Raw genomic sequence first — 21,357 nt, forward strand, 5'->3', positions numbered from 1 at the left:
TTAAATTTGGATTTCCAGACCTTCTCTTGCCATGATGATCTCCAATTGGTTATCCGGATCAAACATTTCTTTGTATTTAATCGCACGCAGATATACCGCATCCAATTTTTCGTCATCATAAGAAGGATCATGGTGAAACATTACTAATTTTTTGACATTTGCCCTAAGGGCAATGTCAGTCGCCATGGAAGCAGTGCTATGCCCCCAATCGATTTTCTGCAAGGATTCTTCGAAGGTATATTGCGTATCGAATACTAGAACGTCAGCTCCTCTGAAATAGTTCAGGTAATCCTCTATATTTTCCATTTCGTCCAAATTGAATTCAGCGTCGGATGCAAAGATGAGCGCTTTACCGTCTTCCTCAAATCTATAGGAAAAACTTCCGCCGGGATGGCGAACCGCTTTAGAAATGGAGGTAATGGAATCGGTGACTCTGAAAGCCCTACCTTCCGGAACATGACGAAAAGTTTTTTCGGCCTGGAAACCGTCGAACGGAACCGGGAAATGAGTGAAAGTGTGCTGGTATCTCAATCTTTCTTCTAAATTTTCTACAGAACTTACGAATTCGAATTTATTGCCCGGAGTATACAAAGGAACGAAGAATGGAATTCCTTGGATATGGTCCCAATGAGTATGAGTGAAGATCCAAACCGCCTTTCCTTTTCCGGAACCGTAACCTTCGTGTAAGATGGAGTTACCCAGTTCCCTGAGTCCTGTACCTCCGTCTATAATGACAAGTTGATCTTCTTTATCCCGGATCTCTATGCAGGTAGTATTCCCGCCGTAGGTGCTCCAATTGGAGAGGGCTAAGGAGTCTAAAAAATCCTCGATCGCCTCCGGACTTTGCAGGTCGGACGGAGATGCCAAGCTTAGTATCCTTAGAATTTTAGATCGAATCAGGTCTCCCTGAACGGGGGAAGAAATGGAGCCCCGCACTCCCCAGAATTTGATCCGCATACAGTCTTAAATATCGTCCGAAACCGCTCGTTCCGCGACAAAATCGAGCACTTAGTTTTCCCGAATCAGTAGTTTTTGCGAGCTATTTCTTATTTTATTTGAAATAGATTTAGATGGGTTTTCGTTCCAAAAAAGAGTTTACCTCCTCTTTGCCGCAAATTAGTCTAATGGATCGGGTTCCCTCCCGGTTTAGAAATTAATTCCGGATTTCTTTCGGAGATTCGTTGTTTTCTTGGCCCGAGGATAGTCAGAGAAATAGAGATCGGAGCCACTCATTGGAAGGTTTTCAAACAGACGTATCCCTGGAACAAGGGTCTTGTGTAGTTAAGATCCAAGGGAATGTAAGTCTAAAGAACGCATTTGCGTTAAAAGAACTCATCATTCGCCAGTTTGACGAGGGGCATAAGGATATCATCCTGGACTTCGACGGCGATGTGTATTTGGACTCGTCCGGGATCGGGGCAATCTTCAATACCCAAAAGTATGTCACAGAAAGACATGGGCATCTGAAACTCAGAAATTTAAGTAGAGATGTGATGACTATTTTAAGGATTGCGAATCTAGACAAACACTTAGACATTATCCAATAACTTTACCTTCTCACTTGTCTAAATTCCATGTTGGAAGTTATCAGGATTTACACGGACAGTCCTCTTCGAAATTTTACTTACCTGGTCAGAGAACCAATTTCTCAAAAAACACTTTCTATAGACCCTTACGATCCGGACCAAATTTCTCAAGTGTTAGAGAATAAGTCCTGGAGTCTGGATTATATCCTTAATACTCACGAACATAATGACCATACCTGCGGTAACGAAGGACTTGTTTCCAAATACCAGGCTAAAGTTCTGGCGCATCCTGCCGGACTAGGAAAAATCCCTCATGCTTCTATCTCTTTAGAAGAAGGAGAAAAAATCCTAGAAAGTCCGGATGGAAATTCATACTTAAAAGTCATCTATACCCCGGGACATACTTTTGCTCATGTATGTCTTTTACAGATAGAAAATGGATCTACATACTCGGTCTTTACTGGAGACACGATCTTTAATTCCGGAGTTGGGAATTGTTCGCGAGGCGGAGATCCTAAAACTTTGTATAAAACTGTTCTGAAGGAGTTCCAAAATCTTCCGGGAAACGTTAGACTGTATCCAGGACATGATTATCTAAAAAACAATCTAAAATTCAGTCTTTCTATCGATCCAAAAAACGATGCCGCCGTAAAGGCTTTGACTAAAGCGGAAAGTATGAAAGCGGACCAAGAATTTTGGACCACGAACTTTTCGGAAGAAAGGACATTCAATCCATTCTTCCTTGTATTTGACCCGAAAGAAAATCTGGTCTCAGGCATTCGAAATAAAATGCAAAATCAGTCCTTGGAGGCAGATCCTCAAACTCTGTTCATTGCGCTCAGATCTCTCCGGGATAAATGGTAGAAGATATTTTAACTTCTTCTTTTTATTTTTCCGAATTCAGTACAAACAATATCTAATATTTTATAATGGCGTTTTCCGGAAAACGGACCAGGTTATTTAAGTCCGCGCAGGCGAGCTATGACTAAGAGAGAATCCCCCGATAAATTTTTGAGATTTATCCGAGGTCTCCTGCAAAAGAATTCTTTTCGTTTAAAAGGTTCCCAATCTCCATTGAATTAACCGCATGAAAAAGTATGATATTCTCGTAATAGGCTCCGGAGGAGGAACTAAGCTAGTCACACCTCCTTCTAAACTTGGTTATAAGGTAGCAATTTTAGAAAAAGATCGTCTAGGAGGGACCTGTTTGAACAGAGGTTGTATTCCTTCTAAGATGCTCATCCATCCTGCGGAGATCTTAGTGCAAGCAAAGGAATCCTCCAAATTTCAATTAGGAATCCCTGGCCCATTCTCCGTTGATTTTAAAACTTTAGTGGAGAGGGTTTCTGCAACGGTGGATGCGGACTCCGACAGCATTATCCCTGCTTACGAAAAGAATCCAAACATAGATTTTTATCCTCACGAAGGAAGATTCGTGGAGAATAAGGTAATCAAAGTAAACGACGAATTACTCACAGCCGACCGTATCTTTATCGCCGCGGGTTGTAGACCCTCTATTCCAGATATTCCCGGACTTGCGGGAACACCTTATATGACTAGCAGAGAAGCGCTCAGAAGGACGGAACTTCCTAAAAAACTTTTAGTCATTGGAGGAGGCTATATAGGTTTGGAGCTCGGGTTTGCTTATTCCGCATTCGGTTCTAAAACTACTTTTATCGTCCGAAACAGAATGCTTTCTCATGAAGATAAAGATATAATAGACGGTTTCGAGAAAGCATTCGCTAAAAGGGAAGATGTTCGTCTCGGAACGGAAGTGAAGAAGGTAGACTATAAAGATGGGATCTTCCGATTAGAGTGCCAAAATTCCAAAGAAACTTATATTTTAGAAGGAGATGCTTTGTTAGTCGCAACAGGGATCAAACCGAATACGGATTGGTTGGACCTCCAACACACAGGCATCGAAACAGACCAAAAAGGTTATATCAAAACCAACGAATATTTGGAAACTACTGCGGACGGTGTTTATGCATTGGGAGATATTATTGGAAAATACTTCTTCCGACATTCCGTAAACTTTGAGGGAGAGTTCTTGTTCCAATCCTTATACGTGGACAAACATAGAACCCCGGTCGAATATCCTCCTGTCCCCCACTCTGTGTTTACCCATCCTCAAGTAGCAGGTGTGGGTAAAACAGAACAACAATTGATGGCAGAAGGGACCGAATACATCTCCGCAATCCATCCTTATTCCGGAAGCGCCACAGGAATGGCTAGACTATCCGAAGACCAATTCGTCAAAATACTAGTAAGTCCTAAAACGAGAAAAGTTTTAGGTGCCCATATTCTGGGAGACGAGGCTTCGAATCTCATTCATCTTTTTATACTCCTGATGACTATGGGTGGGACTCTAGAGGACTTGCTAAAGATGATTTATGTCCATCCCGCTTTGCCTGAGATCGCAAGAAACGCTGCCAGGAAAGCTAGAGAAATCTTAAGCTCTTCCTAAAGCCAAAAGATTGTCGAAACAGGGCTTGTTCAAAATCATAGAATTGGAGCGGTTTTTCGGGAATGAACAAAGCCTTAGAGATAAAAAATTTAGTAAAGACCTACGCCGGCGGAGTGCAGGCCTTAAAAGGGATCGATCTGACCGTGGACGAGGGCGACTTTTTTGCCCTTTTAGGTCCGAACGGTGCGGGAAAGTCCACAACGATCGGTATCTTAAGTTCCTTAGTCAATAAAACTTCGGGAGAAGTGAAAATTTACGGGGCGGATATAGACAAAGAGCTTACATTAGCGAAATCTTATATTGGCGTAGTCCCGCAAGAATTCAATTTTAATATTTTCGAAAAAGTGGAGCATATAGTCATCAACCAGGGAGGCTATTACGGTCTTTCCCGAAAAGTGGCTGTAGAAAGGACTCACAATTATTTAAGCCAGCTCGGTCTTTACGATAAAAGAAAAGAAGGTGCAGGTAGACTTTCCGGAGGAATGAAAAGAAGGCTCATGATCGCAAGGGCCTTAGTCCATAATCCTAAAGTTTTGATCTTAGACGAACCGACCGCCGGGGTGGATATAGAGTTCAGGCGTTCTCTCTGGGATTTCTTAGTTAAACTAAACGAGTCCGGGATCACGATCATTCTCACTACTCATTACTTGGAAGAAGCTGAAAATCTTTGTAAAAAGATCGCGATCATTGACCAAGGAAAGATCGTAGAGAACACTTCCATGAAGGAACTTCTTGTAAAATTAGATTCACAAACATTCGTATTGGACCTCAAACAACCGATTTCTTCTACTATCGATCTAAACGGTTTTCATTTGAATAAGTTGGATGATCTGACTATAGAAGTGGATGTAGGAAAGAATAATTCATTGAACGAACTCTTCCGACTTTTGGACAAAAGCGGGATACAGATATCAAGCATGAAAAATAAATCGAATAGATTGGAGGAATTATTCTTGAAACTAGTGGAGAAAAAACTATGAACTTCCAAGAAAAATTCAACGCATTCTCCACAATCGTTCGAAAAGAAACGGTCCGTATCCTCAGGATTTGGATCCAAACTCTAATCCCTCCAGGCATTACGATTTCATTATACTTCTTGATCTTCGGAAAACTAGTGGGCTCTCAAATCGGAGATGTGGGAGCCCACACTTATATTCAGTTTATCGTTCCCGGTCTTGTAATGATGTCGGTTATATTAAACGCTTATAATAACGTAGTGTCTTCCTTCTTTGGAGCGAAATTCGGAAAAAATATCGAAGAGTTGCTCGTTTCCCCTACCCCTGCTTACCTTATCGTGCTTGGATATTCGATCGGGGGAGTGATCCGTGGAGTATTAGTTGGGCTTATTGTAACGTTGGTATCCCTATTCTTCACCGAATTAAAATTGTATGATGTCGGGATCGTAGTCATCACGGTAGCGCTTTCCGCATTGATGTTCTCAATGGGCGGATTTTTGAATGCACTTTACGCCAAAAAATTCGACGATGTCACCATCATTCCTACATTTATACTTACCCCTCTTACCTATTTAGGCGGAGTATTCTATTCCATCAAAATGCTTCCGGAGGGATGGCAGATCGTTTCCAAATTCAATCCCATCCTTTATATGGTGAACGCTTTCCGTTACGGATTTTTAGGAGTCAGCGATATTGATCCGTTAGAGGCGATAGGACTTTTAGTGATAGGAACTATTTTACTCTATTCGCTCTCCGTATTTTTACTTAGCCGTGGATTTGGAACAAGGACCTAAAATGCAAGATATCTTCGTAGAAATGGAAAGACTTCTGAGAAATGGACTTTCTCCCTCGGAATTAAGAATAGAGGATTTTTCGGAACAACATGCAGGACATTCCGGAAACCCGACTCGTAAAAAAAGAGGGACTCATATTCGAATATTCATCACTAGTCCTGAGTTCCAAGGTAAATCGCTTTTAGAACAACATCGCTCCGTTTACAGTATCATGGACCCGTTCTTAAAAGAATGGGGAGTCCACGCTCTGGAATTAAAGACGTCTATCCCATAGAAAAAAGATTGTCCAGGAAGAGATTCTAAAAACTGCTGATAGTATTGGAGTCTAAGGTATAACAGATGACCGTCCAAGAAATTCGGGAAAAAATCCAATCGGGACTTCCAGGCTCGGAAGTGGAAATCCAAGATCCGTACAACGACGGAGTACATATCAAAGCGATCGTAAAGTTTTCCGGATTTGCCGGAAAGTCCATTGTGGAACAACACAGAATGGTATACGCAACATTAAAGGACGAGTTAAAAGCGGAAGTCCATGCTTTAGGATTAGAAACCAAGGTATCATAATTAACATACAGGAAAAAGTATCATGGATAAAGAATTACAAGATAAGATCGAAGGGTTGATCTCTTCTAAAAAAATATTTCTGTTTATGAAAGGAACTCCTGACGCTCCTATGTGCGGCTTTTCGGCTGGAGTGACCAATGTTCTCAGAAGTTTAGGTGCGGATTATAACTCATTTAACGTTCTTTCCGACCAGACCGTTAGAGAAGGTATCAAAGAATTCGCAAACTGGCCAACTATTCCTCAGCTATACATAGACGGAGAATTCATCGGCGGTCACGATATCGTAGTGGAAATGGCAAGAAGCGGAGAACTCCAAAAAAAGATCGGCGCTTAATATGATGAAACTCTTCCAATACGATACTTGTCCTTATTGCGCTTTTGTTCGCGGCCATTTTTCTGAAATGGGTCTTAAAGAGGGAAAGGACTACGAATTGGTGGAAGCCAGTAGAGGAACCCCGGGTAGAGAAGAGGTCCTACGCTTAGGAGGACTCTCCCAGGTCCCTTTTCTGGTAGATGGAGATATCAAAATGTACGAGTCCAGAGATATCGTGGATTATGTAAAAAGTAAGATCCAAAAATTAGGAACTGTATCCTAAGACGTCCAGAATTTTCTCACCCACTTTTCTATTCTTTCCTAAATAGGGATAATTATGAATATATAATACAGGATTGAAGTTCAGCTCTAAGATCCTGTAATCTCCTTCCGACTCCAGATCCTTTACTATAATATCCACGCCGCAGATCTTCGCCTCGACTGCTTTGGCCGCCTGTACTGCCAACTTTTTATAAGAAGAATGTGCAATATCAGTTACATCTACGGAATCGCCGCCTGTGCTGATATTGGAATTTTTACGAACAAAAACTTTTTCTCCAGCATTGGGGATCGATTCCGGCATCTTGCCTGATTCCTTTAAAACGTTTAGCTCTGTATCATCCAATCGGATCTTTTCCAGAGGGGTCACATGACCTACCCCTCTTCTTGGATCCGAGTTTTTCTCTTCTATCAGTTCTTTAATCGTTTTTTTGCCGTCACCGACTACGTTTGCCGGAATACGATTACATACGGCAACACATTCGTCCCCAATTACTAAAAACCTATATTCGTTTCCTTCCGCAAATTCCTCTACGATCGCAGTTTCAGAAAACCCAAGTGCAATTTCCAGGGCCCTCTTCCTTTCTTCATTCGAAGAAGAAGGGGGAAGAATACTAATCCCGATCCCGAAATTGGTAGTAACAGGTTTTACAACCATCTTTCTATCCGAGTTCTTATTCAGGAATTCCAATCCGGAGTTCAAATCTGAGACTGCCGTTCCCCTGGGGACAAGTATATTCGATTCTCCTAAAATACGCTTAGTGATCGTTTTATTTTCCATCACTAAAAAAGTCATATATGAGTCTAATTCCGTTTTGGAGGCTTCTTTTACGAGCCTTGTTATTCCCTGTCCTTTCAATCGGATAAAATGGCTGGGACGGTCTAAAACCTCCACTTCTAATCCTCGGTTGAGTGCGTCCCGGATCACGATCTGAGTGGAAATTTCCAGATCTTCGAATCCTTTTAAGATGAATTCGTTCGGATCTAATTTTTGTCCCGTTTCCAGTTTATACTTCAATGGTTGCAGATCCTTGCAGTCGGATTCTTTTTAACTTTTTCTGCTTCTTCTATTTTTACCTTTTCAGCCAAGGACTTCTGGACCTCTTTAGAAAACATATTAAATTTTCCGGGAGTTAATTCCATCTGGGATTGGTTTCTATAATTTTCTTTTGCGAGATGGATCCCCAGATCTCGAAACTCCCAACCTTCGTTGAGAATCCTATTCATCAGTTTTCCGGAAGGAGTACAGGAGGTATCTTCCCAACGTTTGTTCATTATATTTAAAATTTCTTGGTAGAATTTTTTCCCTGTATGACGATCCAATTCCTCCGCGATGGGTAAAAGACTTTGGGTGAATTCCTTTCCTCTTGTGAGAAAATCTTGGTCTTCCCCATCGTCACCTACAACCTTTAATCCCGGCTTTCTACCTTCCCAGATAATCCTTCTTGTGTTTTCTCTTAGCTTTAATTTTTCTTTTTGGTCTATTGGTTTACTTTCTTTTAACAACCCGTCCAAAAGAACCATCTGTATATAACCGAGGCTCGGTTTGTGAATCCCGGTAGGAGATTCAGGTTGGAGATCCAAACAGCGGATCTCAATGTATTGTATCCCGCGACTTTGCAACGCATCCAACGGTCTTTCGTCGTTTTTAGGGATCTGCTTAGGCCGGATCGGAGAATAAAATTCGTTTTCTATCTGTAAGTAATGATCGTTAAGCTGGTTTGGAATTCCACCGTAAGATTGGTATTTTGAATAAGGAGTACTAACCGCGTAACACATCCCGTCTATATATTCCTTCAAGGAATTATAATTGATCGGAAGTTCGTCTTGGACCTTGCTTGTGTATCCGATCTCACTCATTCTCAAAGAAGTCGCGTAAGGAGCGTAATAAGTATGATCCTTATGTTTTACGAACGGAAAGTCGCTTGGTACGGGCAAAAAAGTCTCGTCAAACACGGGAGTGGCTCCCGTTAAATAAAGGATTTCAGGAACCCTTCGCATAAAATTTCGGGTAACCGATAAGTATAATTCCGAAATTTCTTCCTTGGTGAACGCCTGGATCTCTTTTCCTAAAATTTGTTTTAAGAATAAATTCGAAAAAGAAAAGTTATAATGAACCCCCGAGATGGTTTGCATCCTTCTTCCATAACGAAGACCTAAACCGTTTCGATATACAGTTTTCCATTCTCCCGAAAAAGAATGTCCATACTGCCCTAACGGAATGTCTTTATCTTCCTTAGGAAGTATGGGAGGCATACTAAAAGGCCAGATCCATTCTTCTTTTAAATGTCTGGATGTGAATATATGCAGATCTTGTAATTCTCTAACTATCGCTTCAATCCTTGGCCTAGGATTTGTAGCAAATTCAAGTTGAGGTTCCGAAAAATCAGTCTTGATAAAATGGTTTGTCAGACTGGAACCCAAGGATTCCGGATGAGGAGTGGTGGCAATCCTTCCGTCGAAAAATATACGCATACTTTCCTTTTCCAAACCGTGTTTCGCTTTTACAGCATGACGCAGATTCGGAAATACAGGAGTTTTAGCGGATCGATTCATTTCATATTCCTAAATTTCTATTTGTTTAATATTATTCCCCCAAAGGGATTCCGTCTCCCCGTGGGTCAGCCGCACCATATAAAGTACCATTCTCTCTTTTTACACAAAATAGTTTTGCCATATTATTACCGAGCCTTATCTCATGCTTCTTTGCCTTTAATTGATTGAAAGTGGCAGTATCCGTTGCCGGTCCTTCAATAGAAAGTGCGTCCGGAAAGAACTGATGATGGATCCTTCCTCTTGCGACCGACTCATACAATGTGAGATTCAAGTCTAAGGTAAATAATATGGATTGCAAAACTGCGTTTACTATATAAGAACCACCGGGAGCACCGGTGACCAAGAAAGTTTCTCCATTTTTCAAAACGATGGTAGGAGACATGGAACTTAACGGAGTTTTTCCAGGCTGAATGGAATTTGCTTCCGCTCCTATGAGACCGTACACGTTAGGCTCACCGGGAGAACGACTAAAATCATCCATTGTATCGTTCAGCACAAAACCATATCCGTCCAGTACGACTGCGGCGCCGAATCTATAATTGATGGAATGAGTGGTCGAAACCGCATTTCCTTCCGAATCAACCACGGAAATATGAGTAGTTTGAGGAGATTCCGCCTTTAAATTCAATCTACTTAAATATGTGGAACTAGGGGTTGCCTTACCCGGATTGAAGTCGGAAATTTTTTCCTTAGCATATTCGGAAGAGATTAATGTTTCTATCGGGATCTTAGTAAATCCGGGATCTCCTCCTAACACCGCCCTGTCTGAATATCCCCTTCTCATGACTTCCGCCAGGAAATGGTAATAATCACTTTGGGAAAAATCATACATAGAATGGAGTTCTTTCGTCTCCAGCATTTTTAACATCGTAAAAAGATGAACTCCGGAGGAAGGAGGGAACATTGTCCTAATATTATAATTTCTGTAAGTGATCTCTAAAGGTTTTTCTTCTCTTACCCTATAATTCTTTAGGTCGTTGAAATGGATTTGTCCTCCGTTTGACGAAACTTCATCCGAGAGCGCTTTTGCTATTGCCCCTGTGTAAAACTCCCTGTCTCCGGTTTCAGAAATGATCTTAAGAGTTTTTGCAAGATCTTTCTGGACGAATACCTCTCCCGCTCCAGGGATCTTCCCGCCCGGTAAAAAGATCTTTTTCATTCCGGGACTCATGTCCTGTTCCGATTCCTGGATCGCTTCGGAAAGATCCGGATAAACCACAAATCCTTCTTCTGCTAAACGAATTGCGGGAGCCAAAACTTCCTTTAAAGGGAGTTTACCGAACTTTTTATGGATCTGTACAAGACCGGCAACCATTCCAGGAACGCCTACCGATTTAAATCCTAGTAAAGATTCTTCTTTAGGACGGCCCTTATACATATTACGATTAGCTAAAGAAGGTGCTCTCTCTCTAAAATCAAAGGCGTAAGACTTTCCAGATTTAGCATGATGATAAACTAAAAATCCCCCACCGCCTATTCCAGTGGAAGAAGGGCGGGTAACGGATACTGCAAAAGAAGAAGCAACCGCGACATCGATCGTGTTTCCGCCCTTCTTATAAATTTCCAAACCGACCTTGGAGGCATCTATTGAATCCGTCGAGATCATGATCTTTTTGGACTCGGCGAACAAAGTGTTCGGATCTATCCCGAACTTGGGCGCCACAAGGTTCTGGGTAGAAACCTCTCTACCTTCGATGAACAGAACGTTCTTCTTGCAAGATCCAAAAACAAGAAGAAGTAAAATGGTAAGAATGAAGAAATATTTGGAATTAGGTCTAACCGTTCTAAAAGACATTATTTTTCTCTAGAACGGAAGACTAATTTAAGTTCCTCGTTTTGTATTTCCAAATTCACATCCCCGCCGTTTTTTAATTCTCCGAATAGGATCTCTTCCGAGAGCTTTTTGGAAATATTAGAATCTATCCATCTTTGGACTGGCCTCGCCCCGAAAAGAGGATCATAGGATTTTTTTGCGATCCAATGAAGTACATCTTCTCCATAATGAAGTTGGATATTTTTTTCTTTCAGTCTAGTTTCCAGGAGCTCTAGTTGTTTACGAACCACTTTAGAAACAGTCCCCTCGTCAAGAGACGCGAATTCAATCACAGCGGTTAGCCTATTTCTAAACTCAGGAGAAAACTGCTTTTCGATCGCCTTCAGTCCCCTGTCGATCAAGGCTGTATTATCGAATCCTAATGGATTAGAAGCCCTTTCTCTAGCTCCAGTATTCGTAGTCATGATCAGAATGACCTGTTTAAAATCGGCCTTTCTACCGTTATTATCAGTTAGAGTAGCATGGTCCATGATCTGTAGTAGAATATTGTAAATATCCTCATGTGCCTTTTCAATCTCGTCCAAAAGTAAGACACAATGAGGAGTACGAACGATCGCGTCCGTCAATTGGCCGCCTTGCTCGAACCCCACATAACCTGGGGGAGAGCCGATCAGACGAGAAACCGTATGTTTCTCCATATATTCGCTCATATCAAATCGGATAAATTCCACACCTAATATCGCTGCAAGCTGTTTGGATAATTCGGTTTTGCCAACACCTGTAGGTCCCGCAAATAAGAAAGAACCCACAGGCTTTCCCGGTTCGGACAATCCGCTTCTGGAAAGTCGGATCGCTTGGACAAGTTCTATTACTGCTCTGTCTTGGCCGTAAATTTTACCCTTTAACTCTTCGTCCAGATTCTTAAGCTTTTCTCTATCGTCCGCTTTTACGGTTCTTGGAGGAATTTTAGAAATTTTTGATACAAGTTCCTCAATCTCTTTTACGCTCACGATCTTGGACTTGGAACTTTCTCTCAGTTTTACTTTGGCTCCCGCTTCGTCGATCAGATCGATAGCCTTATCCGGGAGTTTACGATCTAAGATATACCTTTCCGCAAGTTTTGCCGCTTCTTCTACAGCCTGGTGGGAATATTTCACAGAGTGGAATTGTTCGTATTTAGGAAGAAGTCCTTTTAAGATCAGGATAGTCTCTTCTACGCTTGGTTCGTTTACTTCTAATTTTTGGAATCTTCGAGAAAGCGCGTGGTCCTTCTCGAATATCGCTTTATATTCTTTGTATGTTGTAGTTCCGATACAACGAAGTTCTCCGTTAGAGAGCGCCGGTTTTAAAAGGTTGGAAGCGTCCAAAGATCCTCCGGAAACTGCGCCTGCTCCTATGATAGTATGTATCTCATCCACAAACAATACATTGTCCGGATCGGAAGAAATCACCTGCACAACATTCTTCAGCCTTTCCTCGAACTCTCCTCTGAACTTCGTTCCGGCAAGAAGTAGCCCCATGTCTAAAGAATATACTTTCGTATTTTTTAATACATCCGGTACTTTTCCATTTACGATCTGAAGAGCTAAACCTTCCACGATCGCGGTCTTTCCGACTCCTGCGTCGCCTACAAAGATTGGATTATTTTTACGACGTCTAGCAAGAATATGAATAGTCCGTTCAATTTCTTCCGCCCTTCCGACTAAAGGATCCAATTTACCGAGTTTAGCTTTTTCAGTCAGGTTTACACAAAAATCTGCCAAAGCATCGCCGCTTTGTTTTTTCGAACTTTCGTCTGTTGGAGTTCCCTCACCTACCTTCTCCCCTGACTTTTTGATCCCATGAGAAATATAACGTACCACATCGAAGCGGGAAATATCCTGTCTTCCCAAGAAGAATACTGCATGAGACTGATCTTCTCTGAACAGAGAGGCTAATACATAACCTCCGTCCAATTTTTTCTTCTCCGTAGATTGTACATGGAAGGCGGCTAATTGAAGAACTCTTTGAGCGCCTATCGTATATTCAGGCTCTATTTCTCCGAAACTTTCCGGAACCGATTCCATTTCCGTATCTAGGTATTCTTTTAACTCGGAACGTAATTGATCCAAGTCCGCTCCACACGCAAGAAGAACTTCTGCTGCAATCGGATCGTATGTTAATGAAAGAAGAATATGCTCAAGTGTGATATATTCGTTCCTCCTTTTGAGGGCTTCTGTCCTTGCTTGATTGAGAGATTTTTCTAGTTCTTCGGATAATGTCATGATTCTTCCCCTTCTTCAATTTCCATCTGGCAATGCAAAGGGTGTCCATGTTCCTCTGCGAGCATATGAGTCTCGTTCACCTTAGTTCTGGCAACGTCATGAGAATAGACTCCGCAAAGAGCCTTTCCGGTAGTATGTGCCTGAAGCATTATTTGTTCGCTCTCGACCTGGGTCCGATAAAATACAACGCGTAAGATCCAAACCACAAATTCCATAGGAGTATAATCGTCGTTCAAGATCACTACCCTATATTTGGCCGGTTTTTTCAGTTTCAGTTTCTCTTTTGTGAGAACCTGTTCTTCTGTTTTTAAATCGCTCATCGGTCTTCGGATTCTCCCCTTGCGGACTCAGCCTTTAATGGGGAAGAAAGATTGGTTTCCCTTATCATTTCCTGCATATGCATTCTTTCGCTTTCTAAAAAACGTTCAATCGCATTTCGAGCTTGGTCGTGGAAAATAAAATGCGAACTATAAGTAGGAACGGCAGGAAATCCTCTTAAAAACTTCTGCTCTCCCTGGGCTCCAGCTTCAAAAATATCGAAACCGTTCTTGATTGCGTATTCGATGGGAGCATAATAACAACATTCGAAATGCAGAAAAGGATAATGTGAAGAAGAGCCCCAATATCTTCCGTACAGTTTTTTTCCCTTTTTCAGGTTGAATGTTCCGCCTATCGTGTCTCCGTCCTTCTCCGCTAAAAATAATACCAAATTTTGGGAGAATTTCTCCAAAATGATCTTAAAAAATTTACGATTCAAATAAGGAGATCCCCATTTTCTAGAATAGGTTTCCGTATAAAAAGAATAGATGGAGTCCATGTCTTTTTCAGTTATATCTTTCCCTTCTTTACATAAGATCCGAATTCCTGATCCTTTGATTGTCTCTCTTTCCTTTTTGATCTGTATCCTTTTTTTGGATCTAAAATCTCCCAGAAAATTCTCGAAATCCGTGTAACCTCGATTCTTCCAGTGGAATTGATGAGTGATCCTTGTCGAAAATCCCCTTCTTTCCAATGCTTTGGCTTCTTCTTCCTCCAAAAAAAGAAAATGAATACTAGAGAGTCCTTCTAACTTCGCGTTCTCCAATAAAGGAGGAAGTAGGATATCTAACGCTTCTTCCGCAGATACATTATTTCTTCTTAATATTTTCTTACCGTTCACCGGCGTGAATGGATAAGCCACTAAACCCTTTGGATAATAAGAAAGCCCGTTTTGAGAGAAAAAATTGGCCCAGGAATGATCGAAAATGTATTCACCGTAAGAATCGTATTTATGATAAAAAGGAAGAGATGAGTGTGTTCCCTCTTCGTCCTCGGCTATCCAATACTCAGGATGCCAACTGGTCCTTCCGCCCACGCAAGAAGAAAGTTCCAATGAATGTAAAAATTCATGATTGGAAAAAGGATTTTCCGGATCTCCCAAAAGATTCCAATCCTCCGTAGAAATTTCCCGGAGGGATGATATCCTGGTGATCTTCGTTTTAGAGGGCATTTTCTATTTCTTGGACGATTTTGGACCTTCTATCGTTCTCTCAGACTCAGAAAAAATCGTTTCAACTTCTCTAGAGATCGATGGACAATCACCTTTACATTGGACTCCGAAAGTCCTGTGGTTTCGGAGATCTCCCTTACTGATTTTCCCTCCAACTTTGCCATTGTCAGGATCCTTCTCTGTCTGGGTTCTAATACGTTTAGCCAGGATTCTAGTCCTTGTTGGACCTCCCACTTATCCTCTATAGAAACTTTTTCCTCTTGGGCAAAACCTTCCATCTCAGTAGGTACAAGTCTATCTCTGGTTCCTTTCCTACGGATATAGTCTATGGTCTTGTATCTTGCGATGGAAAAAAACCAAGGAGCAAACGGTTTTTCCCTTCTATAAGTAGCCCTGGCCTTATGGATACCGATCAGAATATCCTGGACCAGGTCCTCTCTATCTTCCTTGTCACGGACCTTGGAGCTTAAATGATTGTTTAAAATTTCTCTGCATTTGGAAAGTAGGAGTTCATATTCCTTGGAATCTCCTTCTTGGGCTAAGCGCATTCTTTCCGAAAGAATTTGCCAGATATTTTGCTTTTCCGCCATGTAACCTTATGCAGTTTGACTCGAATGAATGATTGAGTCGTATAAAGAATAGCTATTGGACTGGATTTTTTAAGGATGTCCAATCTTTCTTACTTTAAATGCGGAAAATCTAAACCGGGAGGGAACATGTCATATTCTGAATCGGACAAGACCAAACAACTGATCCAAACATTGAGTTCCAGCCTGCAAAAAGGAAGCCTGAACATTTATACCCTTTTCCTTTCCTGTTTGGGTTTAGTGGTCCTAGGAATCGCGCTCGGATGGTCCGTTGCCAACTTAACAGGCCGCACCAACTCTTTCCCAGGCTGGTGGCCGGAGCCTGCATTATTACTCGTTTGGGGAATTTTTTCGGCTTATTTATTAAGCAAACTCGCCTTCCCTGAGGAGACCTCTACCTGGGTCTTTTGGGCTGCAGGATCTTTTTTGATCGTTTGGACTGTTTTTATTCTAAGCCGTTTTTTTACGGAAGAGGCGCCTACACATATTCATGTCGGACTTTGTTCTGTAATCTTAGCGACTACTTCGATCTTATTCGGAGCGGGGGCCTGGTTTATTTTAAGGACCATGGCAAGTTCTCGACCTGGACTTTCCGGATTTTTATTCCTAAATCTTTTATTAGCAAGTTCTAATTTAGGTCTTAAATTTATCTGCCCTGTCCAAGATCCTTCGCATATTTTGATCTCTCATGTCAGCTTTACCTTGGTTTGGATCGGAATACTATACTTTCCGATCCGGAAAAAATTCAGTTGGTAAGTTTCAGTCTAAAAATTCCCAAGCCGTTCTAAGTTCTCCCGCCAATTCCACAGTCTCAAGCAGGTCTTTAAAAAAATCATTTTGTCCTAAAGTCGAGCCGTCTCCCACCATTACTAAAAGTTTTTTGGCTCTGGTCATTCCAACATTCCATCTTCTTGTTTCAGACAAAAATCCGATCTGGCCTTCCGAATTAGAACGGACCAGACTGAATACGACTGCATCCGATTCTCTTCCCTGGAAAGAATCCACAGTTTCTACTTCTAACTGAGAAGAATGTTCCGGAAGTATTTCCTCTAGTTTTTGTCTCAAAAGATATCTTTGGTATCTATACGGAGAAAGAAGGATCAGACCTTTAGGATCCCATCCGGAATCCAAAATCCTTTTTACTATATTTACTGTGAATTCGGCTTCCCAAGGATTTCCTAAACTTCCTTCTGAATTTTCTTCCGCAGTATCCGTTCCGGAACTATCTAAAAATACTAAACTAGAGCCGAAAGGTTCTCCGGAATCAAACGGAGTTTTTTCTCGAAGGTCTGTCTCCAGTCCTGATTTTAATTTATTCTCATAGAACTTTAGGTTCGGGAATGTCTGGATCGGATCAGTCATTCTATACTGAGTATCCAAAAGAAATACCCTTTCCTTGTCTTGGAAAGCAGGAAGAAGTCTTTCCATTAAAGAAACTTTAAGCAACGGATCTTCCGAGATCACGGTAGGAGGAAGTTGGAACGGATCTCCTGCAATCACAAACTTATTCGCTTTTAAGATCGGAATCCAAGAAGAAGGTTCGATCGCCTGGCTTCCTTCGTCCAAGATCGCATAATCAAAATCCAAATTATGGAGCAAGTAAGAAGAAGCGCCTGTATGCGTACATACAATGACTGGATGAGACTCTAATAAATATCGGACCAGTACTTTTTGTCTTTCTTTAATACTCTTCCGTAAAGAGTCCGCTTCTTTATAAAGGCTTCTTCTTTCCTCCGCTTCTTCCTTGCCAAAACTTCTTTTGTATTTGCGGGCCTTCTTCAGTAATTCCTGGACTTCTTTTCTATCTCTTTCTATCAGTTTAGATTCGGGGGAATGGTTCAGTTTCATCTCTAGAGAGTTCTGAAGAATGTCCGGATTCATCCTGGCAGGATGACCTATCCTTAAAACGGGAACTTTCAGTTTTTCCAAAGATTCAACAAGAAGATCGGAAGCGGAGTTTGTGGGAGCAGAAGCAAGTATACGTTTGCCTTCCGATGCAAGAATGCGGATCGCTTCCACGATTGTTTTAGTCTTACCTGTTCCGGGAGGGCCATGGACTAAAACAAAATCTTCTGTCTGCAAAATTGCTGAAACCGCTTTCTTTTGGGAATCATTCAGTGTTTCCGGCAAATTGGAGAGAGGTTTAAAATTCGGTTTAGAAACTTCCAATTCATTGGAGAATAGGTCCGCGAAGTATTTTTCTCTCGAACCTTTTTTTGCAGAGATCACTTTTTCGAGGGCACGGTCCCATTCCTTAAAACTTGTTTCGTCTGGTAGGATTTCTAGAGCAAGTTTACCCTCTTCCACCCAGTCTGGAACTTCTTCCATATAAACTAAGTAAGAATCTTCGTTTGCTTTCAGTAAAACTGAGATATACTCTTCTGATTCTTTTACGATCCGTACAGGTGTGCCAGGTCGAAATAGTTCCGGGATATTTTTGGATTTAGTGGGTTTAAGTAAAACTTTCCAATTCCCATCCGCACCTAATTCGGCGTCTTCGAATACTAATGGAAATACTGTGAATCCGTCTTGGACTCTTTTGTTTAGATCGGAGGAGTAGATTTCTTCCTTATACTTATCCAGCTCCGCCTTTCTTTCTTTTTTTAAAGATTCGCGTAAGGAGGAATAATAAGATTCTTCCATTCCAAATTAGAGTCGGTCGGGAGAAAGTACTACGATCTTATAGCTGGGAGTTTTTTGGTCCTCACGAGTAGGAAGACTTTCGGCATAATGAATAGCGGAGGCTAATGTGGTTCCGGTAGTCAGTCCCGCAAAAATCCCTTCTTTTTGGTAGAGTTCCGATTGGTAACGAAGCGCTTCGTCCCTGTCTACTCCAATGTACTGATCGGTCACTTTCGGATCGAACGATTCGGGAAGACGGATACTGGAATCTCCTTGGATCATTTTGCGGATGAAACGAGAATTTTTGCTCACTCCCATAATCACTCTAAGAGAAGGTTTTTTACTCTTTAGATATCTTCCTACACCGGAAAGAGTTCCGCCGGAACCACCTCCCGCAACGAATGCATCCACATTGCCGGCAAGATCTCTCCAAATCTCAGGCCCTGTAAATAAGAAGTGTGCATTCGTGTTTGCCATGTCCTTGAACTCATTCAAGATGACGCTGTTTTTCTCTTTGTCCTTGGCTGCCTTTGCAGTTTCTAAAAGAGAATCATCCCAGTTACCTTTTGCAAGTTGGACGACTTCGACACTAGCGCCGTACGATTTTAATTCTTTGATCTTTTCCTGATCCGTGTCAGGAGCTAAAAATACTTTGAACTTGTATTGGCGAAGAGTAGAGATCCATGCCAAAGAGATTGCAGTAGTATTATAACCGGCTTGGAAAATAGAACCTCCGGCCTTTAATTCCCCTCTCCTTTCTGCAGCAAGCACCATAGAAAGTGCAGTCCTATCTTTTACACTTCCGGTAGGATTACAAAACTCAGCTTTTAGATAGATCTCTACATTCGGAATATGTGAACCGATCTGGTTGAGTCGGATCAAAGGAGTGTTCCCTATCATTTGGAGAACATTTTCCTTGATAGGTTTAGCTACACTAAGCTCTCTTCCGAAAGCATTTTGGACATTATTTAAAGCCCCGAGAAGGCTATTGCCGAATTCATCTATGGAGCGTGAAATTTCGTCGAACATAGTCTTCTTAGGGTCCTGTGATTTAGAAAATTACTTATGAGAAGCGTACAACCAAGGAACTTCTTTTCGATTTTTCTCTTCGTAAGTAGAGATCTCTGCGGCATGTTGCAGAGTTAAACCGATATCGTCCAAACCGTTGAACAAGCAGTATTTACGGAAAGAGTCCACTTCGAAATTGTATACGTTTCCGGAAGGACTGATCACATTCTGTTTGTCCAGATCGATCTTAATTTTGGCTCCCGGAGTCTTATCCACGATCTTGAAAATTTCGTCTACTTCTTCCGGCTTTAAAACAACCGGAAGCATACCATTTTTGAAACAATTATTGTAAAAAATATCAGCGTAAGAAGGAGCAATAATCGCTCTAAATCCGTAATCTTCCAATGCCCAAGGAGCATGCTCTCTGGAAGAACCGCATCCGAAATTGTCTCTAGTAACTAGAACGGACGCTCCCTTATATCTGTCCTGATTCAGAGTGAATTCAGGATTAGGTTTAGTTCCCTCGTCATCCAAGTATCTCCAATCATGGAATAGATGGATACCGAAACCGGTACGTTCTATCTTTTTCAAAAATTGTTTAGGGATGATTGCATCCGTATCTATATTTGGGCGATCGATTAGGACCGCTAAACCTTCGTGTTGAGTAAAGGGTTTCATGAGTCAGTATCCTTATTTCCAATTCCGAATATCTACAAAATGTCCTTCGACTGCGGCAGCTGCTGCCATTGCAGGACCGACTAGGTGAGTTCTTCCACCTTTACCTTGTCTTCCTTCGAAGTTACGATTGGAAGTGGAAGCACATCTGTCTCCCGGTTGTAAAACGTCGTCGTTCATCGCAAGGCACATGGAACAACCTGGTTGTCTCCATTCAAAGCCTGCCTCTACAAAAATTTTATCCAATCCTTCCGCTTCAGCTTGGCGTTTTACTCTTCCGGATCCGGGAACAACGATTGCCTGGACCTTGCTGGAAACTTTCTTACCTTTTACGGTAGAAGCGGCCACCCTTAAGTCTTCGATCCTAGAGTTTGTGCAAGAACCGATGAATACCTTATTCACAAAGACATCTTCCATCTTTTGACCAGGCTTTAGGTCCATATATTTGAGTGCGTTTTCAATACTCGTCTTTTCTACTGCATCCGGTGCGTCCTTAGGATCCGGAACGATACCTGTCACAGGAACTACTTGTCCAGGAGAAGTTCCCCAAGTTACTTGAGGAGCAATCTCTTCGGCTTTCAATACTACGCTAGTATCGAATTTTGCTCCCTCATCTGTCACATAACGTTTCCATCTTTGGACTGCAAGATCCCATTCTGCACCTTTAGGAGCGAAATCTTTACCTTTCAAATAATCGAAAGTGACTTGGTCCGGTGCGATGAGTCCTGCTCTTGCGCCTGCCTCGATAGACATATTACAAACAGTCATACGAGCTTCCATACTTAAGGAAGAAATTGCGGAACCTCTGTATTCGATAACGTATCCGGTTGCCCCACCGGTCCCGATCTTTCCTATGATCGCAAGAACGATATCCTTAGCGGTTACATGAGGAGAAAGTTGGCCATCCACTCTGATCTCCATCGTCTTTGCTCTTCTTTGCATAAGAGTTTGGGTAGCAAGCACATGCTCCACTTCGGAAGTTCCGATCCCAAAAGCAAGAGCACCAAAAGCTCCGTGAGTAGAAGTGTGGGAGTCACCACAAACTATGGTCATCCCCGGATGAGTGAGTCCCATCTCAGGAGCGATCACATGGATGATCCCCTGGTCCGGATGGTTTAAGTCATAAAGAGTAATACCGTTCTCATTACAATTCTTGATAAGAGTTTTCATCTGATTGGCAGAGATTGGATCAGCCAATTCCAGATCACGGATCCGAGTGGAAACGTTATGGTCCATGGTAGCGAATGTAGCTTCGGGACGACGGACCTTTCTGCCTGCCATTCGTATGCCGTCGAAAGCCTGGGGACTTGTAACCTCATGGATCAAATGTCGGTCTATATAAATTAGATAGGACCCTCCGTCCATTTCACCGACCAAATGGTCTTCCCAGATTTTTTCGAACATTGTTTTCATGGTGCGCAGATCCCCTGGGGATAATTCAAGAGTAAAGATTAGACTTCCTTGTTTAAACCCGCCGTCGAAA

The 21,357-nt window shown here is 41.9% G+C and carries 22 protein-coding genes; 10 read left to right on the forward strand and 12 right to left on the reverse strand.

The genetic code is table 11. From position 1 onward, the window contains the following. A complete protein-coding gene (locus LEP1GSC185_RS09380; protein ID WP_008591479.1) occupies positions 1 to 957 on the reverse strand; it encodes an MBL fold metallo-hydrolase in 957 nt (318 codons plus the stop codon). 275 nt (positions 958 to 1,232) lie between these two features. On the opposite strand from LEP1GSC185_RS09380, the gene LEP1GSC185_RS09385 reads away from it, so the two are divergent. From LEP1GSC185_RS09385 to LEP1GSC185_RS09425, 9 genes are all read left to right on the forward strand, one after another. Then, positions 1,233 to 1,547: an STAS domain-containing protein gene (locus tag LEP1GSC185_RS09385; protein ID WP_008590086.1), complete on the forward strand. Its 315-nt coding sequence runs from the start codon at positions 1,233 to 1,235 to the stop codon at positions 1,545 to 1,547. Between the two features lie 27 nt (positions 1,548 to 1,574). Next, positions 1,575 to 2,390 (forward strand): hydroxyacylglutathione hydrolase, encoded by an 816-nt coding sequence (locus LEP1GSC185_RS09390; RefSeq protein WP_008591492.1) that lies wholly within the window; start codon positions 1,575 to 1,577, stop codon positions 2,388 to 2,390. Positions 2,391 to 2,613: 223 nt separating this feature from the next. Further along, positions 2,614 to 3,993: a dihydrolipoyl dehydrogenase gene (locus tag LEP1GSC185_RS09395; protein ID WP_008590036.1), complete on the forward strand. Its 1,380-nt coding sequence runs from the start codon at positions 2,614 to 2,616 to the stop codon at positions 3,991 to 3,993. Between the two features lie 62 nt (positions 3,994 to 4,055). Next, complete coding sequence (locus LEP1GSC185_RS09400; protein ID WP_008591043.1) at positions 4,056 to 4,973, forward strand: ABC transporter ATP-binding protein; 918 nt, start codon at positions 4,056 to 4,058, stop codon at positions 4,971 to 4,973. Further along, positions 4,970 to 5,743 (forward strand): ABC transporter permease, encoded by a 774-nt coding sequence (locus LEP1GSC185_RS09405; protein WP_008589500.1) that lies wholly within the window; start codon positions 4,970 to 4,972, stop codon positions 5,741 to 5,743. Before LEP1GSC185_RS09400 ends, LEP1GSC185_RS09405 begins: the two co-directional genes overlap by 4 nt. 1 nt (position 5,744) lies before the next feature. Beyond that, the gene (locus LEP1GSC185_RS09410) at positions 5,745 to 6,017 is read left to right on the forward strand and encodes a BolA family protein (protein WP_008590190.1); all 273 of its coding nucleotides are present in this window, start codon (positions 5,745 to 5,747) and stop codon (positions 6,015 to 6,017) included. 65 nt (positions 6,018 to 6,082) lie between these two features. After that, a complete protein-coding gene (locus tag LEP1GSC185_RS09415; protein WP_008591569.1) occupies positions 6,083 to 6,307 on the forward strand; it encodes a BolA/IbaG family iron-sulfur metabolism protein in 225 nt (74 codons plus the stop codon). A gap of 22 nt (positions 6,308 to 6,329) precedes the next feature. Continuing rightward, positions 6,330 to 6,641, forward strand: a complete 312-nt coding sequence (gene grxD, locus LEP1GSC185_RS09420) for a Grx4 family monothiol glutaredoxin (RefSeq protein ID WP_008589793.1) — start codon at positions 6,330 to 6,332, stop codon at positions 6,639 to 6,641. A 1-nt stretch (position 6,642) separates the two neighbouring features. Next, positions 6,643 to 6,903, forward strand: a complete 261-nt coding sequence (locus tag LEP1GSC185_RS09425; protein WP_008589741.1) for a glutathione S-transferase N-terminal domain-containing protein — start codon at positions 6,643 to 6,645, stop codon at positions 6,901 to 6,903. Here the strand turns inward: LEP1GSC185_RS09425 and gshAB are convergent. The 7 genes from gshAB to LEP1GSC185_RS09460 are packed head-to-tail and all read right to left on the reverse strand — an operon-like array spanning position 6,886 to position 15,572. Continuing rightward, positions 6,886 to 7,926 carry a bifunctional glutamate--cysteine ligase GshA/glutathione synthetase GshB gene (gshAB, locus tag LEP1GSC185_RS09430; RefSeq protein WP_024863999.1) on the reverse strand — a complete coding sequence of 347 codons (1,041 nt, stop codon included), beginning with the start codon at positions 7,924 to 7,926 and terminating at the stop codon, positions 6,886 to 6,888. The genes LEP1GSC185_RS09425 and gshAB overlap by 18 nt on opposite strands. Further along, the gene (gshA, locus tag LEP1GSC185_RS09435; protein WP_008591216.1) at positions 7,914 to 9,455 is read right to left on the reverse strand and encodes a glutamate--cysteine ligase; all 1,542 of its coding nucleotides are present in this window, start codon (positions 9,453 to 9,455) and stop codon (positions 7,914 to 7,916) included. The genes gshAB and gshA overlap by 13 nt, the downstream gene beginning before the upstream one ends. A gap of 31 nt (positions 9,456 to 9,486) precedes the next feature. Beyond that, the gene (gene ggt / locus LEP1GSC185_RS09440) at positions 9,487 to 11,250 is read right to left on the reverse strand and encodes a gamma-glutamyltransferase (protein WP_008589392.1); all 1,764 of its coding nucleotides are present in this window, start codon (positions 11,248 to 11,250) and stop codon (positions 9,487 to 9,489) included. Then, positions 11,250 to 13,493, reverse strand: a complete 2,244-nt coding sequence (gene clpA / locus LEP1GSC185_RS09445) for an ATP-dependent Clp protease ATP-binding subunit ClpA (protein ID WP_008590769.1) — start codon at positions 13,491 to 13,493, stop codon at positions 11,250 to 11,252. The genes ggt and clpA overlap by 1 nt, the downstream gene beginning before the upstream one ends. Beyond that, positions 13,490 to 13,813: an ATP-dependent Clp protease adapter ClpS gene (gene clpS / locus LEP1GSC185_RS09450; protein ID WP_008590347.1), complete on the reverse strand. Its 324-nt coding sequence runs from the start codon at positions 13,811 to 13,813 to the stop codon at positions 13,490 to 13,492. The genes clpA and clpS overlap by 4 nt, the downstream gene beginning before the upstream one ends. Further along, positions 13,810 to 14,982 carry a GNAT family N-acetyltransferase gene (locus LEP1GSC185_RS09455; protein ID WP_008590815.1) on the reverse strand — a complete coding sequence of 391 codons (1,173 nt, stop codon included), beginning with the start codon at positions 14,980 to 14,982 and terminating at the stop codon, positions 13,810 to 13,812. Before LEP1GSC185_RS09455 ends, clpS begins: the two co-directional genes overlap by 4 nt. Positions 14,983 to 15,011: 29 nt before the next feature. Then, positions 15,012 to 15,572: an RNA polymerase sigma factor gene (locus tag LEP1GSC185_RS09460; protein ID WP_008589970.1), complete on the reverse strand. Its 561-nt coding sequence runs from the start codon at positions 15,570 to 15,572 to the stop codon at positions 15,012 to 15,014. Positions 15,573 to 15,698: 126 nt separating this feature from the next. Here LEP1GSC185_RS09460 and LEP1GSC185_RS09465 point away from each other — a divergent pair, with 126 nt between their 5' ends. Further along, positions 15,699 to 16,325 (forward strand): NrsF family protein, encoded by a 627-nt coding sequence (locus LEP1GSC185_RS09465; protein WP_232298402.1) that lies wholly within the window; start codon positions 15,699 to 15,701, stop codon positions 16,323 to 16,325. 3 nt (positions 16,326 to 16,328) lie between these two features. Here the strand turns inward: LEP1GSC185_RS09465 and LEP1GSC185_RS09470 are convergent, their stop codons facing one another. The 4 genes from LEP1GSC185_RS09470 to leuC are packed head-to-tail and all read right to left on the reverse strand — an operon-like array spanning position 16,329 to position 21,287. After that, positions 16,329 to 18,212, reverse strand: coding sequence for an AAA domain-containing protein (locus LEP1GSC185_RS09470; protein ID WP_008591097.1), 1,884 nt, complete (start codon positions 18,210 to 18,212; stop codon positions 16,329 to 16,331). A 6-nt stretch (positions 18,213 to 18,218) separates the two neighbouring features. Beyond that, positions 18,219 to 19,220: a PLP-dependent cysteine synthase family protein gene (locus LEP1GSC185_RS09475; protein ID WP_008591494.1), complete on the reverse strand. Its 1,002-nt coding sequence runs from the start codon at positions 19,218 to 19,220 to the stop codon at positions 18,219 to 18,221. A 30-nt stretch (positions 19,221 to 19,250) separates the two neighbouring features. Then, positions 19,251 to 19,877: a 3-isopropylmalate dehydratase small subunit gene (gene leuD / locus LEP1GSC185_RS09480; RefSeq protein WP_008590100.1), complete on the reverse strand. Its 627-nt coding sequence runs from the start codon at positions 19,875 to 19,877 to the stop codon at positions 19,251 to 19,253. Between the two features lie 12 nt (positions 19,878 to 19,889). Continuing rightward, positions 19,890 to 21,287, reverse strand: coding sequence for a 3-isopropylmalate dehydratase large subunit (gene leuC / locus LEP1GSC185_RS09485; RefSeq protein ID WP_008591716.1), 1,398 nt, complete (start codon positions 21,285 to 21,287; stop codon positions 19,890 to 19,892). Positions 21,288 to 21,357: the final 70 nt, after the last annotated feature.

Origin of the sequence: Leptospira licerasiae serovar Varillal str. VAR 010, assembly GCF_000244755.1 — a bacterium.
Classification (GTDB): domain Bacteria; phylum Spirochaetota; class Leptospiria; order Leptospirales; family Leptospiraceae; genus Leptospira_B; species Leptospira_B licerasiae.